This window comes from Neobacillus camarae, assembly GCF_054950115.1.
Genome location: NZ_JBUCKX010000004.1, coordinates 352599 through 373796, shown reverse-complemented (window position 1 = coordinate 373796; position 21198 = coordinate 352599). Strand labels below are relative to the sequence as shown.

Annotated in this window: 21 protein-coding genes; 5 read left to right on the top strand and 16 right to left on the bottom strand. The window is 40.0% G+C overall.

All coding sequences use genetic code 11. The features are described 5' to 3' along the window. Positions 1 to 63 precede the first annotated feature (63 nt). From ACY8D0_RS23295 to ACY8D0_RS23270, 6 genes are all read right to left on the bottom strand, one after another. The gene (locus ACY8D0_RS23295; protein WP_462412836.1) at positions 64 to 717 is read right to left on the bottom strand and encodes a permease prefix domain 1-containing protein; all 654 of its coding nucleotides are present in this window, start codon (positions 715 to 717) and stop codon (positions 64 to 66) included. Further along, complete coding sequence (locus ACY8D0_RS23290; RefSeq protein WP_462412835.1) at positions 714 to 1040, bottom strand: PadR family transcriptional regulator; 327 nt, start codon at positions 1038 to 1040, stop codon at positions 714 to 716. The genes ACY8D0_RS23295 and ACY8D0_RS23290 overlap by 4 nt, the downstream gene beginning before the upstream one ends. Positions 1041 to 1191: 151 nt before the next feature. Further along, complete coding sequence (locus tag ACY8D0_RS23285; protein WP_462413158.1) at positions 1192 to 1803, bottom strand: FMN-binding negative transcriptional regulator; 612 nt, start codon at positions 1801 to 1803, stop codon at positions 1192 to 1194. A gap of 24 nt (positions 1804 to 1827) precedes the next feature. After that, a complete protein-coding gene (locus ACY8D0_RS23280) occupies positions 1828 to 2346 on the bottom strand; it encodes a spermidine/spermine N(1)-acetyltransferase (protein ID WP_462412834.1) in 519 nt (172 codons plus the stop codon). 19 nt (positions 2347 to 2365) lie between these two features. Then, positions 2366 to 2818, bottom strand: coding sequence for a MarR family winged helix-turn-helix transcriptional regulator (locus ACY8D0_RS23275; protein ID WP_462412833.1), 453 nt, complete (start codon positions 2816 to 2818; stop codon positions 2366 to 2368). 214 nt (positions 2819 to 3032) lie between these two features. After that, entirely contained in the window at positions 3033 to 3599 is a 567-nt protein-coding gene (locus ACY8D0_RS23270; protein WP_462412832.1) for a DUF4256 domain-containing protein, read from the bottom strand. Between the two features lie 423 nt (positions 3600 to 4022). Between ACY8D0_RS23270 and katG the strand changes: the two genes are divergently transcribed. After that, the gene (gene katG / locus ACY8D0_RS23265) at positions 4023 to 6239 is read left to right on the top strand and encodes a catalase/peroxidase HPI (protein WP_462412831.1); all 2217 of its coding nucleotides are present in this window, start codon (positions 4023 to 4025) and stop codon (positions 6237 to 6239) included. A 63-nt stretch (positions 6240 to 6302) separates the two neighbouring features. Here the strand turns inward: katG and ACY8D0_RS23260 are convergent, their stop codons facing one another. From ACY8D0_RS23260 to ACY8D0_RS23235, 6 genes are all read right to left on the bottom strand, one after another. Further along, entirely contained in the window at positions 6303 to 7214 is a 912-nt protein-coding gene (locus ACY8D0_RS23260) for a PTS system mannose/fructose/sorbose family transporter subunit IID (protein ID WP_462412830.1), read from the bottom strand. Between the two features lie 18 nt (positions 7215 to 7232). Next, positions 7233 to 8039, bottom strand: coding sequence for a PTS mannose/fructose/sorbose transporter subunit IIC (locus ACY8D0_RS23255; RefSeq protein WP_462412829.1), 807 nt, complete (start codon positions 8037 to 8039; stop codon positions 7233 to 7235). Between the two features lie 28 nt (positions 8040 to 8067). Continuing rightward, positions 8068 to 9042: a mannose/fructose/sorbose PTS transporter subunit IIA gene (locus ACY8D0_RS23250; RefSeq protein ID WP_462412828.1), complete on the bottom strand. Its 975-nt coding sequence runs from the start codon at positions 9040 to 9042 to the stop codon at positions 8068 to 8070. A gap of 721 nt (positions 9043 to 9763) precedes the next feature. Beyond that, positions 9764 to 10135, bottom strand: coding sequence for a DUF956 family protein (locus ACY8D0_RS23245; protein WP_462412827.1), 372 nt, complete (start codon positions 10133 to 10135; stop codon positions 9764 to 9766). 194 nt (positions 10136 to 10329) lie between these two features. Continuing rightward, positions 10330 to 11346: an oxidoreductase gene (locus ACY8D0_RS23240; protein WP_462412826.1), complete on the bottom strand. Its 1017-nt coding sequence runs from the start codon at positions 11344 to 11346 to the stop codon at positions 10330 to 10332. A gap of 136 nt (positions 11347 to 11482) precedes the next feature. After that, on the bottom strand, positions 11483 to 12427 hold the full coding sequence (locus ACY8D0_RS23235) for a tRNA dihydrouridine synthase (RefSeq protein ID WP_462412825.1): 945 nt from the start codon (positions 12425 to 12427) through the stop codon (positions 11483 to 11485). Between the two features lie 304 nt (positions 12428 to 12731). On the opposite strand from ACY8D0_RS23235, the gene ACY8D0_RS23230 reads away from it, so the two are divergent. From ACY8D0_RS23230 to ACY8D0_RS23215, 4 genes are all read left to right on the top strand, one after another. Continuing rightward, the gene (locus tag ACY8D0_RS23230; protein ID WP_462412824.1) at positions 12732 to 13427 is read left to right on the top strand and encodes a response regulator transcription factor; all 696 of its coding nucleotides are present in this window, start codon (positions 12732 to 12734) and stop codon (positions 13425 to 13427) included. Then, positions 13424 to 14770, top strand: coding sequence for a sensor histidine kinase (locus ACY8D0_RS23225; protein WP_462412823.1), 1347 nt, complete (start codon positions 13424 to 13426; stop codon positions 14768 to 14770). Before ACY8D0_RS23230 ends, ACY8D0_RS23225 begins: the two co-directional genes overlap by 4 nt. A gap of 86 nt (positions 14771 to 14856) precedes the next feature. Beyond that, positions 14857 to 15579: a PepSY domain-containing protein gene (locus ACY8D0_RS23220; protein ID WP_462412822.1), complete on the top strand. Its 723-nt coding sequence runs from the start codon at positions 14857 to 14859 to the stop codon at positions 15577 to 15579. A 93-nt stretch (positions 15580 to 15672) separates the two neighbouring features. Beyond that, on the top strand, positions 15673 to 16029 hold the full coding sequence (locus ACY8D0_RS23215) for a hypothetical protein (RefSeq protein WP_462412821.1): 357 nt from the start codon (positions 15673 to 15675) through the stop codon (positions 16027 to 16029). A gap of 87 nt (positions 16030 to 16116) precedes the next feature. On the opposite strand, the gene ACY8D0_RS23210 is transcribed toward ACY8D0_RS23215, so the two are convergent. The 4 genes from ACY8D0_RS23210 to ACY8D0_RS23195 all read right to left on the bottom strand — a co-directional run bounded on the left by ACY8D0_RS23210 (position 16117) and on the right by ACY8D0_RS23195 (position 20997). Further along, positions 16117 to 16464: a c-type cytochrome gene (locus ACY8D0_RS23210; protein WP_462412820.1), complete on the bottom strand. Its 348-nt coding sequence runs from the start codon at positions 16462 to 16464 to the stop codon at positions 16117 to 16119. 287 nt (positions 16465 to 16751) lie between these two features. Beyond that, positions 16752 to 17555: a metallophosphoesterase gene (locus tag ACY8D0_RS23205; protein WP_462412819.1), complete on the bottom strand. Its 804-nt coding sequence runs from the start codon at positions 17553 to 17555 to the stop codon at positions 16752 to 16754. A 128-nt stretch (positions 17556 to 17683) separates the two neighbouring features. After that, entirely contained in the window at positions 17684 to 19273 is a 1590-nt protein-coding gene (locus tag ACY8D0_RS23200) for an NAD(P)/FAD-dependent oxidoreductase (RefSeq protein ID WP_462412818.1), read from the bottom strand. A gap of 233 nt (positions 19274 to 19506) precedes the next feature. Continuing rightward, positions 19507 to 20997 (bottom strand): amino acid permease, encoded by a 1491-nt coding sequence (locus ACY8D0_RS23195; protein WP_462412817.1) that lies wholly within the window; start codon positions 20995 to 20997, stop codon positions 19507 to 19509. Positions 20998 to 21198 lie beyond the last annotated feature (201 nt).

The following is a 21198-nucleotide window of genomic DNA, read 5'->3' as shown; positions in this document are numbered from 1 at the left end:
AGATTAAATTTGGATACATTGGTGCTTTACAATTACAATGCACAGGTACCTTACCCTCAACAATCAAATTGCTTTTTTTCCATTAAACAATTGATTCTTTCTTGGGAATACAAAGTTGAACAGCTGCCTGGCGAATAAATAGAGTACAGTTGAAATAGGGATTGCGAATAAATCCAGCCAAAATCCCTCCTGATAAGGTTCCGGATTTTCAATCAGAGTCAAGCTCTGGATACCGGCAATCACCAGTGCCGGCGGCAAGAAGACAAGCCACGGATTGGCCAGCCATCTCCATTTGAACAAGTCCAGCACCCCTTCATAAATGGCCTCAACCGCTGCCGCAATAAGGAAGATAATAAAGAAACCCATGAGAACACTATACAAAGGGACCGTATTTTCAAATTCCGGATGGTAATATTCTGTGACCAAATAAGAAATGAGACATAAGCAACCCGTAACAAAAACCACATTCCAGAAAAACCGTACCAGTTTATAAAACGGGAAAATTGCCTTTCTAAGCTCCCAATTTATTTGATCCTCATGTCCAAAAGCCTTCATCGCCTGCCGAATCGCTTCTTCCTCCGGGAGTCCCTTAACCATGAGTTCCTTCACATGCTCCTCTAAGTGAACGGAAAGCTCCTCCTGTAAATCCATTCTTTCCTCATCGGTCATCGGCAAATCCGAGACAATTTTTTCAACATACTGCTCCAGTTTTTTCATGAAAAACCCTCCAGCGCTTTGTCGATTAACTGATTGATTTGTTTCCAGCTGTGCAGCTTATCAGCCAACATCTTTCGTCCCGTATCCTTGATGGTATAGTACTTCCTCCTGCTGCCATCCAGCCCTTCCTGCCAATACGAAACCACGCAATCCTTCGTTTCCAGCCTCTTCAGGGCAGGGTAAAGCGTTCCCTCATTCATATGATACGTATCATCACTCAACTGCCGCAGCTTCTTGGTCATTTCGTAACCATAACAATCCTGCTCGGCTAACAAGGATAGCAATAATATCTCAATGCTCCCTTTCAAAAGTTCCCTGTCCATATGGATTCCTCCAATTTTTCCTAATACCATTGTATAACAAGGTATATTGTAAGACAATGCACATAATCATTTTCCTTACCATAAAAGGAACAAAGCATAAACAACGGCTTAGGTTGTTTGCCTAAGCCGTTGTTTATTGCTTTTCACTATTTTATTTTTGTAGATTTTTCCTCATCAATGATGCCACTTGTATGTTATCCTGTTGAGATGTGTTTTCCAGGTTCTTAATAATTAGCTCTTGCCGTTCCACAGGGTGATTTTGGCTTAATTTAGCTTTTGCTTCGATTTTTGTGATGTCTATTTTGAACGCTGCAATTCCTTTGCTCATTCCCTCGATAAAATCCGGGTCTACATCCTTTAATTTGTATGGACTATCTGGACGTTCATACTTAATGACTAAGTCATTCAAAGAATCAAATATTACCTTTTCATCTTCGATTATCTCCATCTTTCCATATACATGGATCGACACATAATTCCAAGTAGGCACTGCTTTTGTTGTTTCGTACCAGGATGGTGAAATATAACAGTGGGGGCCTTGGAAAACCACAAGAACTTGTTGGTTTTCAGCATCCTTCCATTGTCCGTTCGGACGGGCAAAGTGGCCATATAAAGCATATTCAGATTTATTTAGTATCAGTGGAAGATGGGTAGCATACGGCTCTCCATTATGCTGAGAAAATAAAGTGGCAAAGCTGTGCTTTTCGATAAAGTCATATATAATCTCTTCATCATCGATTTTAAAATGTTTAGGTATATACATCATGATTCCACCTTTTTAATACAATTATATGAGTACCTTGGTCATAATATAGTCCGTTTGTTCTTCATCCCCCATATAAAAAGAGTGGGCTCCAGTTTGAACAAATCCCATTTTCTTATAAAAAGCAATCGCATTTTCGTTTTTTTCCCATACGCCCAGCCAGACTTGCTTTTTATTGTTTTCCTTCGCCATTTCTAAAGCTTTATTTAGCAAAACCATGCCAAGCCCATGTTTTTGAAATTTTCCTTTTATATAAATCCTTTCCACTTCAAGTGATTCCTCGCCCATTTCTTCAGTTTGTGCCTCATTGATATTAACCTTTAGATATCCAGCCACTTCGTCATTAAAATAAACAAAAAAGAATCGCGAAGAAGGATTGGCTAATTCTTTTTCTAATTGTTCTAATTTATATGCCCTTTCCAAATAGGCATTTAGATTTTCGGGTGAATTCTGTTCCTTAAATGTCTCTACAAATGTTTCATAACTAATATCTTGAAGTATGCGTGAATCCTCGATAGTGCATTGTTTTATCATTACAGACATTTAATATGGCGCTCCTTTATCAATAATTTCTCTTATTTCCTTTTTTAACAAATTCCCAGTCTATCTCAATATTTTTTCTAACCCTTTGAAGAAGACTGAAAATGGTTTCTGCTTCTATTTCGGAAAACCCCTCTAATGCCACGCTATTAGAGTATTCATTTTCTCTTTTTATATATGGGTACACATGTCTCCCTTTTTCTGTTGGAAACAGCCTTTTAATTTTTTTGTTATGTTCATCGTCTTTCTTTTCAATAAAGCCATTTATTTCAAGTTTTTTTATCGCACGGGATGCTGTGGTTCGGTCTACTTTTATCATTTCAGCTACTTTTTCTTGAATGATTCCTGGATTTTCACATATTCGTACCAGGTATAAATACTGGCCTTTTGTAAGGTCATATTCTTTAAATTCTATATTGCTTATGGAATCTAATGCCCTTGCAATCATTCCAATTTCACGTAGAATCTCTTTCATAATGAACTCCCCATTATCTACTTTGTTGTAAATGCATTAAAAATGGAACATATTAAACTTACCCTAAATTGGTTGCATTTGCAATAAAAAAACAATAAAGATGCCTGTCGCCACCCTAATACTGTCGAGAGAAATTCGACGAATTACGGTTAGTGACAGGCACCCTTAGCAAGCACCCTATATAATATTGAGACACTTATACGTTCAAAAAAAATTAGATCCTTAGCGATCCACGGAAGCCCCTGGCGGCATAGTAGGATTCTGCACCATTATGGTACACAAAGATTGTGTCATAACGACGATCACAAAATAAGGCCCCGCCGAGTTTTCTAATAGGATCCGGTGTTTTCACCCAGCTCGATGTTTTCGAATCGAAATTTCCAAGTTTCTGCAGCTCCCGATATTGTTCTTCCGTTAAAATCTCGATTCCCATGTCAGCAGCCATATCCATAGCGTTGTTTTGCGGTTTATGTTGTTTCCTCGACTCCAGTGCTTCACGATCGTAACAAACACTTCTGCGTCCTTTAGGACTTTCCGCTGAACAATCATAAAAAAGGTATTCGTCTGTTCTTTTATCATAACCAACCACATCCGGCTCACCGCCGGATCGTTCCATCTCATGGAGCGACCAAAGTTTTGCCGTATTAGCTTCGAGCCTTGCTTGTACTTTGGCCCATTCAAGTCCTTCATGACGACTCATGTTTTTCTCAAAACGGGCCTTCAATGTATGGAGTATTTCTTCCCCTTGTTCTGGCGGCAACTTCCTTTCTTCCGTTTTCACACTAAAACCTCCTCAAATCGAAATTTTATTAAACTTCATTTTTTTGATTGATAAATCTACTTAAATTCAGTTATTAAGGATTTCATAAAGAGTATCTTTATAGCTTGCCTAATATCACTCCTTTTTATTATAATGTTAATATCTGGATTTTATATAAATTCTATAAGCTCCAGTGCAATATTCTCAGCAAGTTCTTCTAAAGTTTCCGTACATTTCTATTTTCAATTATTATTTTTATTTTCCTCTACGATTATAACTTCTTTTGTTAGATAAAAGTATGAATTCCTTTTTCTTTCTCATAGTTAGTGCTTCTTTGATTGGATTCATAACATTATAGGGATTGCATTATCATCATTATTATCATTCTAGTTTTCTAAAAACTAGTTTAGATACTATAAATTCCATAGGAGGAGAGATAAAAAAATGGATCATAAAGAAAACGCTAACATTGAAGGCTGCCCATTTCATGGTGGTGCTACTAGTAACAAATCAAGTGGTACGACAAATCGAGAGTGGTGGCCAAACGCGTTAAACCTGAGTATTCTCCGTCAGCATGACAGAAAGTCCAACCCTCTGGGAGAAGACTTTGATTATGCAGAAGAGTTTCAAAAGCTAGACTATGATGCTCTAAAGCAGGATCTTCAGAATCTAATGACAGAAAGTCAAGATTGGTGGCCTGCTGACTACGGAAATTATGGTCCCTTCTTTATCCGTATGTCTTGGCACGCGGCAGGTACATACCGTTCAGGTGATGGCCGAGGAGGCGGCGGCACTGGCAACCAGCGCTTTGCCCCGCTTAACAGCTGGCCGGACAACACTAGCCTTGATAAGGCCCGCCGACTCCTATGGCCGATTAAGCAAAAGTATGGCAACAACATCTCTTGGGCTGACTTGCTTGTCCTAGCAGGTAATGTTGCGATTGAATCCATGGGCGGCCCGACAGTCGGTTTTGGAGCAGGACGTCCAGACATTTGGCATCCGGAAGAGGACATCTATTGGGGAACTGAAACGGAATGGCTGGGTGATAATCGTTATACAGGCGAACGTGAGCTCGAAAACCCTCTTGCTGCTGTTCAGATGGGGCTTATCTATGTGAACCCAGAAGGTCCAAACGGAAAACCCGATCCTATTGCTGCGGCTCGCGACATTCGTGAAACCTTTGGACGCATGGGAATGAATGATGAAGAAACTGTTGCCTTAATCGCAGGCGGCCATACTTTTGGTAAGGCACACGGTGCAGGGGATGCGGCTCAAGTTGGTCCAGAGCCAGAAGCTGCTCCTATTGAAGCACAAGGTCTTGGCTGGCAAAACACTTACGGCAAGGGCTTTGGACGTGACACCATCACCAGTGGTCTTGAAGGGGCTTGGACTCCGAATCCTACTGAATGGGATAATGGTTATTTTGATATGTTGTTTGGATATGAATGGTGGCTTACCAAGAGTCCTGCTGGTGCATGGCAGTGGCTTGCTGTAGACCCAGATGAGGAGCATCTTGCACCAGACGTAGAAGATTCATCAGTTAAAGTACCAACCGTGATGTTTACCACAGATCTTGCATTGCGTCATGATCCAGATTACGAAAAAATTTCTCGCCGATTCCATCAGAATCCAGAGGAGTTTGGAGATGCATTTGCCCGCGCATGGTTCAAACTTTTACACCGTGACATGGGTCCTAAAGCAAGATATCTAGGTCCAGAAGTTCCAGAAGAAGATTTCATCTGGCAAGACCCTGTACCAACTGGTAATTATGATTTAACAGATAATGAAATAGCTGAGATTAAAGCAAAGATTCTAAACTCAGGACTTACGGTCAGCAAGCTCGTCACTACGGCTTGGGCTTCTGCTAGTACCTACCGTGGGTCGGATCATCGCGGCGGCGCGAATGGTGCCCGCATCCGTCTTGCTCCACAAAAGGATTGGGAAGTGAATCAGCCAGAGCAACTGGCACAAGTGCTTCAAGTTCTTGAAGGCATTCAAAAAGATTTAAATAAAAAAATAAGTATGGCAGATTTGATTGTACTAGGCGGTAGTGCGGCAATTGAAAAAGCTGCACAAGATGCAGGCTTTGATGTTACAGTTCCATTTGCTCCTGGACGCGGCGATGCGGCACAAGAGCAAACGGATGCAGAAAGCTTTGATGTACTAGAGCCTGTCGCTGATGGTTTCCGCAACTATCAAAAGAAACAGTATAGCGTAAGTCCAGAAGAGCTTTTAGTAGATAAAGCGCAGCTCTTAAACCTAACTGCACCAGAAATGACTGTACTTATCGGCGGTATGCGTGTTCTAGGCACTAACTATGGCGGCACGGGGCACGGCGTATTCACTGATCGTGTCGGCACACTTACTAATGACTTCTTTGTTAACTTGCTTGACATGGGAGTGGAGTGGAAGCCTGCAAGTGCAAATCACTATGAAGGACGCGACCGCAAGACAGGTGAAGTCGTGCGAACCGCTACTAGAGTGGACCTCGTGTTCGGTTCAAATTCCGTTCTACGTGCCATTGCAGAAGTCTATGCTCAAGATGATAACAAAGAGAAGTTTGTACGTGACTTTATCGCCGCTTGGGTCAAAGTCATGAATGCAGATCGCTTCGATCTGAAGGCGATTGACCGTAAGAAAATTCAACTTACCAGTAAATAAGCATAAGAAAAACCACCATCGTATTGTACCGATGGTGGTTTTTACTTTTGATTTTATTGAAAATTACATTAAGTGAATTAAGTGGAATACGATACCAACCACGAACAATCCAAGAATCATAACGATTGGAGAAACTTTCTTCTTAAGCAGCCACATGCAAAGGAATGTGATTAAGAGTCCAGCTAGTCCAGGAATTAAGCTATCCAAGTTGTTTTGTAAAGTGGTTACTTTAACAGGCGCTAATGAAAGACCCGCAGCTTGCTGTTCCAATGCAGTTCTGATGCCTTTTGCTCCCGCAGGTAAATTACTCCAGTCAATATAAGCACCTTTGGAAAGTTTAACCTCGGATACAACCGGCGTAAATCTTACAGATACCCAACGGTTAACTAATGCACCCAGGATGAACATACCCAGGATGGATGCACCTTTCGTAATATCTTGAAGTAGTCCGCCAGATAAATCGTCCGTAATTTTAGAACCAGCTTTGTAACCAAATTCTTGCGTATACCAAGTGAATCCCATACGAATGAGGTTCCATAATACGAAGAAAATAATCGGCCCAAGAATGTTACCTGTCAATGCAAGAGACGCACCTAATGCACCAAGGATTGGTCTAACCGTGAACCAGAAAACTGGATCACCGATACCTGCTAAAGGCCCCATCATACCGACTTTAACCCCTTGAATGGCTGTGTCATCAACCGGCGCGCCATTGGCACGTTCCTCTTCAAGCGCTAAAGTTACACCAATAATAGGTGAAGCTACATATGGGTGTGTATTAAAGAACTCTAGGTGACGTTTTAGTGCAGCCGAGCGATCTTCTTGTGATTTATATAATTTTTTGATTGCAGGAATCATCGTATAGGCCCAGCCGCCGTTTTGCATACGTTCATAGTTCCAAGAACCTTGAAGGAAAGTGGAACGCCACCAAACAGAAATACGATCTTTTTTTGATAATCTCAATTCATTTGCCATTTTTATGCGCCCTCCTTCTTAGTAACTATCAATAATATCGCCTAGTGGATCACCGGTATTAGAGTTTCCGCCATTACCTGAGCCGCCTTGTTTAGAAAGCGCTAAATAGATAAGTGCGAGAGCCACACCGATTGCACCAAGGCCGATAAGTGTAATTTGTGAAATACATGCTAATACAAAACCAATCACGAAGAATGGCCATACTTCTTTTGTAGCCATCATGTTAATAACCATTGCATAACCAACGGCTACGACCATTCCCCCACCGATTGCTAAACCATCTGTCAACCAAGTTGGCATAGAGGTAAGTAAGTCTCTAACCGGGCCAGCACCAACTGCTACGATTAAGGCAGCTGGGATCGCAATACGTAATCCCTGTAGGCAGATAGCAGCGATTTGCCAAAATTCAACTTTTCTGATGTTTCCTTCTTGTGCTGCAGCATCCATAAAGTGTACGATGGCTGTTGCTAGCGTACGAACGATGATGGTTAATAAAAGACCAGCAACTGCAAGCGGAACAGCAATTGCAATGGCAGAAGCCACACCAGCTTTACCTTGTCCACCTAAAACTAAAATAATGGCAGAGGCAACTGATGCTAACGCAGCATCCGGTGCTACGGCAGCTCCGATGTTAGCCCAGCCTAACGCGATCAATTGAAGGGTACCGCCTAAGATAAGACATGGTACTAAGTTTCCTGTTACTAAGCCAATTAACGTACAAGCAACGAGTGGTTGGTGGAATTGGAATTCATCCAAAATTCCTTCCATACCAGCTAAAAATGCTACGATAAAGACTAATATTATTTGAATCACATTCAAATCCATGTTTATTAATCCTCCGTTTTCTCTGGATTTATTTTTGTTTGTTTAACTCCTCTTGAGCCTTCTTGATGATTTCGTTCATGTCGCCTTTTGAATCGTTCGGAACTTTACGTACATCGAAGTTCAAGCCAAGTTCTTTCAACTTATTGAAAGTGTTAATATCATCTTGGTTAAAGGCCAACACCTTATTCGGTTGAACCTTACCAGGTGAGTGTGCCATCGAACCAACGTTAATTGTCTTCAATGGAACGCCGCCTTCAACCGCTCTAAGAGCATCTTGCGGGTTTTCGAAAAGAAGCAACGCACGCTGGCCGCCGAAGTGTTGATCATCTTTTGCAAGATCGATCATTTTTTTGACTGGAACAACGTGTGCCTTTACACCTGGAGGAGCAGCTTGTTGGATCAATTTCTTCCGAAGGTCATCCTTAGCTACTGCATCCGATACAACGATGATACGTGTAGGCTGCGTCGTTTTTGTCCAAGCAGTCGCAACTTGTCCGTGAAGCAAACGAGAGTCAATACGTGCTAGCACATATTCAAATTTACCTGGGGCGCCTGCATTATTTGCTGGCTTAGCAGAAGCGGCTGCTGGTGCTGATGCTGGTTCTAATTCTTCCGGTCTTACTTTAACCCCTTCTTTAGCTGGGCTTAAAATATTCGCAGCAATTTCATGCGCTGTATTCATGGAGAAGCGTGATGCAAAAGCTTCAATCAGCATTGGTAAGTTCATACCAGCAACGATTGCCCATTTATCTTTGTGTTCTTCAAACAAGCTGTTGGCTTGATTGAAAGGAGTTCCCCCCCAAAGATCGACTAAGAATAATACTTCGTCTTGGTTATCGAAAGAGGCGACTGCTTCTATCATTTTTGCCTTTACATCATCAGGTCCTTCGCTCGGCATCAATGTAACAGCTTTTACATTTTCTTGTTTTCCAAAGATCATCTCTCCAGATTGCAAGATACCATTAGCAAATTCACCATGACTAGCAATGATAATTCCTACCATCTTTTTACCTCCTATTATTTTTGTTACAGCTTAAATAATATAAATTAGTTCTAAAAACCTGTAACCCAAATTAATGAATGCAGTATCTTTCCTGTTTTGATCAGGAGTTCACAAAGGATTGACCCTCTTCATCATTCCCCCCCACTTTGCCTTCATAAAAACGCAGCCACCTGGCATTTACCGTTTTCAAATCAATCCCGCTTCAACTACTTATCATACCGCTGAGAAGAAGGATCAGAAAAACGCCAATCATAACGACAGCGGTTCCAATTCTGGGTGTTTTTTTGCTGCAGCCTCATAACATCAAGGCCGACGGCTAGTGGGCTTTTGATTGACGCCCGCACGTATGCCAAAACAATCATTGGTACCGTTTGCGAAACAATGGAATCAAGGATCTTTGCAAATTTTGTCGAAAAAACAAGAAAAGTACTTGTATATACTACCATGGCAGATTGAAATGTACAATACATTTGGCTGCAGAAAATGCTAATTTTTATACAGGAAGAGCTGCTGTTCATAAAATTGTTGATTTATTAGAAGCACCCCATCAAAATGTCGAATATCCCCGCTCCCAATAGGTATCTTTTTACTTCTTTCTTATTATGTTATCTTTTGTTTCCGTTTACATTTTTATTCCAAATTTGCTTTTTCAAGAAATAACACTTATAATTTGCTCCCAACAAAAAAAGACAAGTTTCAACCTGTCTTGTATGCCAAACTATTACTTGTTAAATTTACTCTTTAAGCCGCGTTTGATAACATCAAAGAAACTTAACGATTGGACCATATGATTCGGATCAACGTATTCACGAATTGCTCGCAAAGCTTTTTTCGGATCTTTTGAAGAAAATGTATACATCCCATTTCGCTTAGTTTGGATAGCATAACGTGGAATCCATTTCCCTTTGAACATGACTGAAGCGATTACGTTCTCAACTTCCTCCCAAGGAATTTGGATAAACTTACGAGCATCACGATCATTGAAGAATTCAAACCCTTTGTCTCCAATCATGATTTTACCATATTCCGCAATTCCCATATGTGAGGTTGCATTCATAACTAAATCGACTTTTGTATTGATTGATTGGACCATTTGTGGTACTCCATTCTCTCTTTTAATAAATCATTATTATACGGCCTTTTATCACTTTAAGCAAAGCATACTTGGCTCTGTTAAACTTTAATATAGACTTGTATATAGTAATGAGGGGAACCTTCATTTGCCGAGGTCCCCCATTCTTGTTCAACCAACGTTATCCATTAGTGACTTTTTTCACAATTCAGCCTTTAATTTAAGGTTTTAACCCCAGTTTCTAGTATTTCCATTTGCAGCAGTGTCTGTTCGTCTGTAATGGTTTTATCTTTACCATTGATGATGGCTTCATATAAATCATCATATACTCTTCCATAATCACCATTTGCGGATTTCACTTTTTCTTCGTGGAATGTACCTTCTTCATCCATATAAGTCAGTACACCATAATGATCTTTTGTATCAATACCAAAATCTTTGTTGTCAGGCATGTAAAATAACTTTAAATGTTCTTCCTGACGATCTTTGGTTTCTTTCACAAAGCATCCCTTTTTGCCGTAAACGACGAAGCTAGGTCTTTCTTTAAGTCTAAAATAACTGGATTTCACAGATACTTTTAACTTGCCATAATAGAGATCTAAATCGAAATAATCATTCATTCTTCCTTGTCCTAATAATTGCCTTACATCATAATGGATATGATCCGGCTTGCCAAAATAGCTGATTACCTGATCCAGTGTATGACAGCCATGTTGGTATAAAAATGACTCAACAGGGTTAAAAGAATGAGTTGACTCTGGTACTTCGGGACGATAATAGTCATAATGCATTTCCACTTCCAGCAAGTCGCCCAATTTTCCATCTTCAATGACCTTTTGAACGGTTAAAAAATCACTGTCAAAACGCCTGTTTTGATAGGCTTGAACAATGAGTCCTTTCTCTCTCGCCAATGCAAATATCTCTTTTGCCTGCTCCGAAGTTTCCATAAAAGGCTTCTCAACCAGACAGTTTTTATTATGTTCCAATACTGATTTTACATATTCAAAATGACTGTCCGTTCTTGTGCAAACCACAACGAGTTGGATGTCCTTGTCATTTAATAATTCATCTAAATCAGAAGTATAAGTTACTCCTGCAATCCGATCCCAGCTTTCATGCTTAGGATTTCTTTGGTAAATGGTTTTTACCTTTATATTCTCTCTTTGCAGTACGAACGGAAGATGATATCTGTTCGTACTTTTCCCGTTTCCGATATAACCAATAGTAAGCATAGCGGCCCCCTTAGATATATTTTTAATATCCTCTGATAATACTATTCCACCTGTGTTTCTTGCAATGGATTGGACTTCATTCAAAAATGCCCGCGGTCAGACTAATACCGTGCCTGCCCGTCCCATCAACACTCTTTCACTCAAAGTTATCTAACAATGCACGCACTTCATCAGTTGACTCTGTGTTCATCAACTGATTTCTTAACTCACTCGCGCCTCGAAAGCCTTTGACATATATCTTAAAAAAGCGATGAAGGGCCTTGAAAGAACGCAGTGAATATTTATCGTGAAGATCCAGATGGAGCCTTAAGAGATCAAGCAGTTCCTTACTGCTATGTTCTTTCGTCTCTTTTTCAAAGGCAAATGGATTATGGAAAATTCCACGCCCAATCATAACGCCATCAACACCATATTGCTGAGCGAGTTTTAAGCCCGTTTGACGGTCAGGAATATCCCCATTGATGGTCAAAAGTGTATCTGGTGCCACCTGGTCACGAAGTTTCTTGATCTCCGGAATCATCTCCCAATGAGCATCTACTTTGCTCATTTCCTTCCTTGTACGCAAGTGAATCGATAGATTGGCAATGTCTTGTTTCAATATGTGCGTCAGCCAGTCCCGCCATTCGTCTACTTCCGTGTAACCAAGCCTAGTCTTTACACTTACAGGCAATCCTCCTGCTTTTGCTGCTTGAATTAATTCGGCTGCAACTTCCGGACGAAGAATAAGACCGCTTCCCTTTCCATGCTGTGCCACATTAGGCACAGGACAGCCCATATTGATATCTATACCTTTAAAGCCTAGTTCTGCCATCCCCATACTCATTTGCCGAAAATATTCGGGCTTATCCCCCCATATATGGGCAACAATCGGCTGTTCATCCTCCGTAAAAGTCAAACGCCCGCGCACACTCTGAATTCCCTGCGGGTGACAATAACTCTCACTGTTTGTAAACTCTGTAAAAAACACATCAGGTCTGGCAGCCGCGCTCACTACATGGCGGAAAACAACATCCGTTACATCCTCCATTGGTGCCAGTACAAAAAACGGTCTTGGTAAATCATGCCAAAAATTATCCTTCATATTCAAATCCTCTCATATGGGACAACACGATAAGCCCTTGTCCCCAAAATAAAAAGCAAGGGACTCCCTGCTTCTTTTACACTTATATCGCACTAAAGCACTTTTTATCAAATTCATAGTAAATTTAAATCATTATACACTTTAATATTAACAAATTAAAAGTGCAAAGAAAATGAGGGAAGTTGAGGAAATATCGGACACAGGTATAGACATTGTCCAGGCTTCAGCGCTTTTATAAGCAGGAAAACTTGAAAGGAGCGTAGAATTATAGCACAAAATTAGCAGGTATAAAGGAGGAGCCCCATTGAGTAAACAATCCATTTTGGTGATTGAAGATGATGAAAAAATTGCCCGGCTGTTGGAAATTGAGCTGGAATTTGAAGGCTACGTTGTTTCAAAATCCACAAACGGGCATCAGGCATTTGAAGCATACCGCAACGGACAGTGGGATCTTATTTTACTAGACGTTATGCTTCCAGGGCAAAGCGGAATTGAGCTCCTTCGCCGAATCCGATTAAATGACCAGAAAACCCCTGTCATTTTATTAACTGCTAAGGATTCGGTAGAGGACAAAGTGACCGGTCTTGATTTTGGCGCTAATGATTATATTACCAAGCCTTTTCAATTTGAGGAATTGTTAGCAAGAATCCGCGCTGCGCTCAGAATAAACAAACGAGAAGAATCAAATGCACAGGATGCCTTGCTTACATTTGGTGATTTGACCATTAATCAAAAAACTCGCGAAGTTTTAAGGGGACCCGTCATCATTGATTTAACGCCAAGGGAATACGATTTGCTTGTGTATTTAATGATTAATAAACGACATGTATTGAGTAGAGAGCAAATTTTAGAGGCCGTTTGGGGATATGATTTCATGGGTGATACCAATATTGTGGATGTATATATCCGGTATGTAAGAAGGAAAATCGACCCGCCTGATAAACCTGCCCTCATTCATACGATCCGTGGTGTTGGGTACGTATTAAAGGACATTAAATGAAACTTCGAAATAAAATTAATCTCTATACTTCCTTTTTATTCGCTGTCTTATTGATTCTGATAAATAGTACAATTTATTTTTCCTTTCATAACTTAATCCTCGACGGGGAACTCCATACAGCCAAAAAGGAAATCGACAAAACCACTCGTGAATTTAGCGATTCCATCGGTACCATACCTGAAGATGATCTGCTTAGATCCTATGTCCCCATCAATGGAATGATTCAAATTGTGACAGAAAAGAATCAAATCAATACAGCCGTCACGAGTGCAACTGAGCAGGCTTTAATCCAGAGCAAATCTTCTTTTTATCAACAAGAAATTAGTAAATTAATGGTTTACCAAAACAAATCTTATGTCTTTGAATCCATGCCCATTATTCTCCCAGATGGAACCATAGCCAATCTACAGATGATAAAAGGCATTCAGACAGCGACTGACAATTTAATAATCCTCCGTTATGTCATGCTGGCTGTCTCCCTGATTGCTTTAATACCCATGATCCTTTCCAGCAAATTTCTTAGTAACCTTATTACCCAGCCTATTCTTTCGATGATTCATACCATGCAGGAAATCAGAGTGAAAGGTCAATTCAAACGATTACCTCTTGAGGGACATTCTAATGATGAGCTTTTCCAAATGGGCGAAGCCTTTAACCATATGATTGATTTACTTGAAGTGAACTATCAAAAGCAAACGGAGTTTGTATCGAATGCCTCACATGAATTGAGAACACCATTAACCATCATTGAAAGCTATGCAAGCCTATTAAAAAGAAGAGGATTATCTGACCCTGACCTCAGTTTAGAGTCGATTGAAGCCATACTCTCAGAAGCAATCCGAATGAGGGAAATGACGGAACAGTTATTATTACTTGCGAAGCAGCCTGAACAGTGGAATGTTCAAAAAGAAAATATAAATCTAATTGCCCTTGTGGAACAGACGGTAAATTCATTTAAAAGTGCCTATAATCTGGACATTGAATTTATACAGGACATCGGAACCCCGTTGTTCATCGAAACAGATGAAAAAAAATTAAAGCAATTGATGTTTATTTTTCTTGATAACGCTAGGAAGTATAGTGAACAGGCACTAACGGTTATAACCGGAATGAATAAAGAAAAAGTCTTTATTAAAATTATTGACCGCGGAATTGGTATTTCCGAAGAGGACCTGCTAAAAGTTTTCGATCGTTTTTACCGGGTAGATAAAGCCCGGAGCAGAAAACAAGGTGGTTCCGGTCTAGGCTTATCCTTGGCAAAAGAAATAGCGGATGCCATTGACGTCCATCTTCTAATGGAGAGTGAAGAAGGAATGGGGACCACGGTAACTCTCGAAATATAAAGCGGGTTATCCCTCTTTTTTATTTCTCAGCATTTTCTCATTTTTATTTAGGAAAATAATCTAATGAATCTTAGCGAGGTGAGGTCTTGAAAAAAAAATCATGGATTTGGATTTTGGTTATTTTCCTTTTAAGTCTAACTATTCTTATTTCTATACTGCAGCTTACCCGTTCTCCTGGTTCTAAACTTCTTACAACTAAGGAAGCACAGAATCTTATTCAAAATAGGTATCAGGGCACCGTTACCCAAATTCATTTTAAAAACGATCAATATTTAATCAAAATGGAGAAAGAAAAGCGCATTTACCAAATTAAGCTAAATGCCAATACAGGCGAAATTGTATCTATGGTAAAAACAGAAGACCAAACACCACAACAAGCCTTAACAGAAACCGAGGTTAGAGCCCTGATTACAGAAAAAATAAAAGGAACGATTATTTCAATTAAAAAAGAAACACAGGATGGAAAAGAAATCTATATCGTTTCAGTCAATGAAGGGACTCAACTCCAATCAATGGAAGTTGATTCGGTGACCGGCACGATTCTTTCCACTTCCCCAACGACAATAACCGAACCCTCCAAAAAACTAACCGAAGCGGAGGCAGTAAAGCTCGCAATCGAACAAGTGGATGGTACTGTTGATGAAGTCAATCTTGAAACAAAGAATAACCAACCCTATTACTTTGTAAAGGTGAAAACGACTGATAAGCAGGAAGCAATTGTTCAAATTCACGCGATAAATAGAAATGTCGTTTCAATAACATGGGATGATGATTCTAAACATAATTCAAATGATGACAATAGCAAATAAAGTCTCTCATTAATTTTTAATCTTTTTCTCTAATTCTTTCTCATTTTTTCTGGATAATCTGTAAATGTAACAAAGAATAAAGGAGGAAGAGAAATGAGAATGAAACTATTGATAGCATTATCGTCGGCATTTATTTTACTTGGTGGTACCGTTGTGGCAGTTGCAGCAAAAAATAAGGATGTACAATCAGAACAGCAGGACACCTCTCAATCAAACGGCCAGCTTCATGACATGTTTGATGACAGTCAAAACAGGATAAGCAGCAAACCTAACGATGATGGGGTCAATCATGATCAAAATGATGACAGTAAAAACTCACAGGTGGTGGGACGTAACGATGGTGGAATAAATCACGATCAATTTGATGACAGCAAAAACCGAACTGAAGACAATAGGCATCATGGACATGATGATGGTGCGGATCATGATAAATATGATGATAGCAAATAAAATCTAATAATTGTATCTGAAATAAAAGTTCGGGACACACATCCTTAAATGTGTGTCCCGAACTTTTATTTAGCGGAATTATAGAGATTATTTTTGATCCCATAAATATTTTACTACTGCAGTGTACTCTTCTTTGGATAAAGATCCTGGTGCGCTTTTTGGCATGTTTGAGCTGACAAAACTTGATAAATCCTCTTCCGTCTTAAAATCGTTATGAATCTTTGCTGAATCAAGCGTAGTTGGCCCACCTGTGATGTCCCCCGAACTATGGCAGGCAATACAGGACTTTTGGAATACCTCATCCCCTTTTACGTCAGCAGTAGCAGGGGTTGCCGTTTCCTTTGCAGGTTCTTTTTGGGAATCCGTTCCGTTACTGCATGCGCTTATCATTACTATAAATATAATGAGAAGGGCACCAATCGTTAACCTTTTCAAATATCCCACCTCTGTCCAATTAGATTCTTGGATTTGCACAATTATCAAATCATATTACCGAAGTCCTAAATTTATACTTTAGTAAATGGTGATATTTGGAGAAAAAGGTATACCAGTATTTATATAAATAGCAGACCAAGTCTTGAAAGATAAACCTGGTTGAATAACTATTAAGGAAAAGAAAAAGACGATTCTTCTATTCTAAGGTTGGAAGAATCGCCTTTTATTGTTTATCTAACTATCATTGCATGATTATCAGCTTCTTACTGAAAACTCAAGTACTTCTTTTAAATTTCAATGATTTTAATTGTGGAAAAGATCTCTTCTTCCGCCGTTTGATGGCTCCATTCGTGAGGATAATAGCCCAGCGGATTACAGATTACTTCGATTCCTTCTACTAGTTCAGAGTATCGGGTATGGATATGTCCGAAAATATATTTCTTCACCCCATATTTTAAAGCCAATTCTCCGAATCTAAAGCTTCCTTGCATTGCATTGAAAAAGTCCCATTTAGGGTCATCCTTGTATAAAACAAAATGCGAAAATGGAACAAAATGCGTGACCAATATGATATTTTTTTTACAATACTCGCTTAACCAGTTCTCAAGTTTTAAAATATACCGGTCCGTATGTTCACGGTCTGACCCTGGCCAGTGGGCGTGAATTTTATCCGGCCAAGTGAAGTCATGGTAGATACCGTTAGAAAATTGCTCTTGGGTAAACCCTGGAATTCCAAAGCTATAATCGTACCAGCCCCCTTCACCGATCACTACCCAATCATCATTTAATACAACGGGTCCATTGCCGAGGTTTCCCGGAAATTGAAGGAGCATTTCATGAGCAGCCATTGAATCTTCATGATAGATGTCATGATTCCCATGGACGAACAAAAACTTTGTGCGAGGAGAATACTGCTGAAGCTGATTTAACAAAGCAAGGCTCTTTTCTGGACCAGCCGTCATATCGCCCCCAATGATAAACACTTCGGGCATATGGGCCACCATCCATTTATGTAAAAGTCCCATCAAGTCCGTTTGGGTATTTTTACGATTAAGGCCTTCATGTATATCAGACAATACGGCTATTCTCATTCCCATCTCTCCTTCAACATCAGTTATTGATGCGAGGGTTCTTAGCTTCGCACTAAAGTATATACCGTTTTGTTAGATACAATTCTCCCTATTCAAGAAATTCCCCTTTTAGACAGCCACACTACTTCTTAAACTTCAAGCTCCATTACCGCTTCCGCACATTTTATGCCGTCAACTGCACTAGAAGTAATTCCTCCAGCATAACCTGCACCCTCACCACAAGGGTATAGCCCTTTGATGTTTGCCTGATATGTCAACGGATTTCGTTTAATGGTTACTGGCGATGAACTTCTACTTTCTACCGCTGATAAAACAGCATCATGTCTAATAAAGCCCGCCAGTTTTTTGTCCAACATTCGCAAACCGTCTTTCAAACTATCAACAATAAATTCATCAAGACATTCTCTTAAATCCGTTGGTGTAACACCCGGGGAATACGTTGGGATAATATCACCAAGTTGTTTACTACCTTTATTTTCTAAAAAATCGCCGACCAATTGTACTGGGGCAAAATAATTTCTGCCGCCAAGTTCAAATGCTTTTCTCTCTAGTTTTCTTTGAAACTCTACGGCCGCCAAAACCTCTCCATTGAAATCGTTTGGTTTGACCGAAACAAGCAAGGCACTGTTCGCATTTTCACCGTTTCTTGCACTATAACTCATACCATTTGTCACTACAGCGTTCTTTTCAGATGCGGCAGCAACCACATGACCTCCAGGGCACATACAAAACGTGTAAACACCACGTCCATTAGGAAGATGGGCATTCAACTTATAGTCAGATGCACCAAGTAATGGGCTATTTGCAAAGGTGCCGAATTGCTGTAAATCGATGTCTTTTTGGTGATGTTCAATGCGCACACCTACAGCAAAAGGCTTCGGTATCATCTCTACGCCTAAATCCTTTAACATATAAAAAGTATCTCGAGCACTATGCCCGATCGCCAATACCACCGTCTCGGTTTCTATTACCTCTGTTTTCCCGTGACACTCCAACAGCACGCCTCTCACTTCACCATTTTCGATGATAAGTTCCTTCATTTTCGTTTCGAAACGTACTTCTCCGCCTAACCGCTTGATTTTTTGACGAATATTTCTAACCACATCGATTAAAATGTCCGTTCCGATATGCGGCTTTGCTAAATAGGCTATCTCCGGTGGAGCACCTGCATCTACAAATTCCTTTAATACTTTCGGTATTTTAGTATTTTTTATGCCTGTTGTTAATTTGCCATCCGAAAAAGTCCCTGCTCCACCTTCACCAAATTGGACATTACTATTTGTTTCAAGCACGCCGTCTTTCCAAAACTTCTCAACAGCCCTTTTTCTTCGGTCAACGTCCATTCCCTGTTCTACAACAATTGGGTTTAATCCATGTTCCGCTAATTTCAAAGCACAGAAAAGTCCAGCTGGACCACTGCCTACTACAACTGGACGGGTGCTTTTTTGGGTTTTCTTGATGACATATTCGATTGGTTCAAAATAAGTAACATCTTTGATTCCTAAGTACGCCCTCTCATTTTCAATTCCCACATCAACAGAATAAACGAGCTGGACATTATTTTTTTCTCTTGCGTCGATTGATTTCTTAGAAATACGAAGAGACAATATCTTATCCTGCTTGACCCTTAGAACTTTTTTGATTTTCTGAACTAAAAGATCCTGTTCCTTGCTTGGGTCAAAATCAGCACGAAGCTTAATATTACTTATTCTTAACATGTTATATTCCATCCTAAATTTATATTTAAAGCCTTAAAATTCCCTTAAAAAAGACTCCTACCCCAAGGATACGAGCCTTAAAACAACCATTTTATTTTATCACGTGACAAGCCTATTGCTTCACCACTTCTTTTACAGAACTTTGAATAATCCGTGTCCAACGTGTAAAAAAAGAATAAAAGGAATCATGGGTGAAATAAAACAGCCCACATTATCAGCTGTGGGCCTTATCATTAATCATGTTGATTCGCATATTCAAAATCAAATTCACATTCTTCCAGTTTGACGACTTTTGTCTTCTTTATAAATTTATAGCCAAACCACAAACAAAGGAATAAAGGAATACCAAGATAGGCGGCAATCACATTTCCCCAATCAATTTTGGCGGAGAAAAACGCCTGATAGTCTTGCCCAAATGTCACAAGCAAACCAACGGCAAGCGCAAAGATGGGTCCAAATGGATACCATTTTGCTCGGTAAGGGAGTCTCTCAAGCGAATACCCTTGAGCCAAATAGGCTTTCCGGAATCGGTAGTGACTAGCCGAAATTCCAAGCCAGAAAATAAAACCTGTAATGCTGGCTGCATTCATTAACCATACATATACCATGCCATTACCAAAGATAGAAGAGAGAAACGTAAGCATACCAATAATGGTTGTGACAATCATGGCTGCAACAGGGACACCGCGCTTATTAAGTTTGGCAAAAATTCGCGGCGCTTGTCCTTCTTTTGCCATCGCATATAACATTCGGGTACAAGCATATAGACTTGAATTACCTGCAGACAAAATGGCTGTTAGAATAACAGCATTCATGAGTGCAGCTGCAAAGGCAATGCCGGCCTTTTTGAAGACAAGCGTGAAGGGACTTACCATAATATCATCACTAAGTAAGTTAGGATTATTGTAGGGGATGATTAGTCCTACAACAAAGATCGCCAAGACGTAAAAGATAAGAATTCTCCAGAAAATACTGTTAATCGCCTTAGGGACCGTTTTAGCCGGGTTTTCACTTTCTCCAGCAGCAACTCCCACAATTTCCGTCCCTTGAAAAGAAAAGCCGGCTGTAAGGAAAATCGCGAAAGTACCCAGCAATCCCCCACTAAAAGGGGCCTTTCCCACGGTAAAGTTTTTGAAACCAATTGTCTGTCCACCCATAATTCCAACAATCATTAGCAGTCCGATCACTATAAAAATAATAACCGCTGCGACTTTAATAATGGAAAACCAATATTCCCCTTCACCATACCCTTTAACCGATAAATAATTTAGTAGAAAAATTAACGCTAAAAATAAAAAACTCCACAGGAAAGATGGGGTATGTGGAAACCAAAATCGCATCACCATGGATGAGGCGGTTAACTCTACGGCAAGGGTGATGGCCCAGCTATACCAATAGGTCCATCCCAGTGCAAAACCAAATGCCGGGTCAATAAATTTACTCCCGTACGTGCTGAACGCACCGCTTGTCGGCATAAAGGCAGCCAGTTCTCCTAAACTTGTCATAACAAAGTACACCATTACTCCAATAATCAAATAAGCGAGCAATGCGCCTCCCGGTCCACCTTGGGAAATAGATGCACCGCTCCCAAGGAACAATCCCGTTCCGATTGCCCCACCGAGCGAAATCATCGTCAAATGGCGAGTTTTCAGTGTTCGCTTTAACATTTTGTCTTTTTGAGGTAATTGTTGAACCATTTCTATTTCTTTTTCAGATAAACTCATTATTCATAACTTCCTTATGTGGTCTTCTTAGTTGTAGTATAAAAATGCATGTAAATTGATTATAATGCGTTGGATCTAACAAAACAATACTAAATAAATACCTCATTATGTATGCATTAGTGGAATTTTGGAAATGGAAGCAAGACTATGGACACGATTGCAATCCATATTCCATAAATAAAATAAAGGGCCGAGATCCAC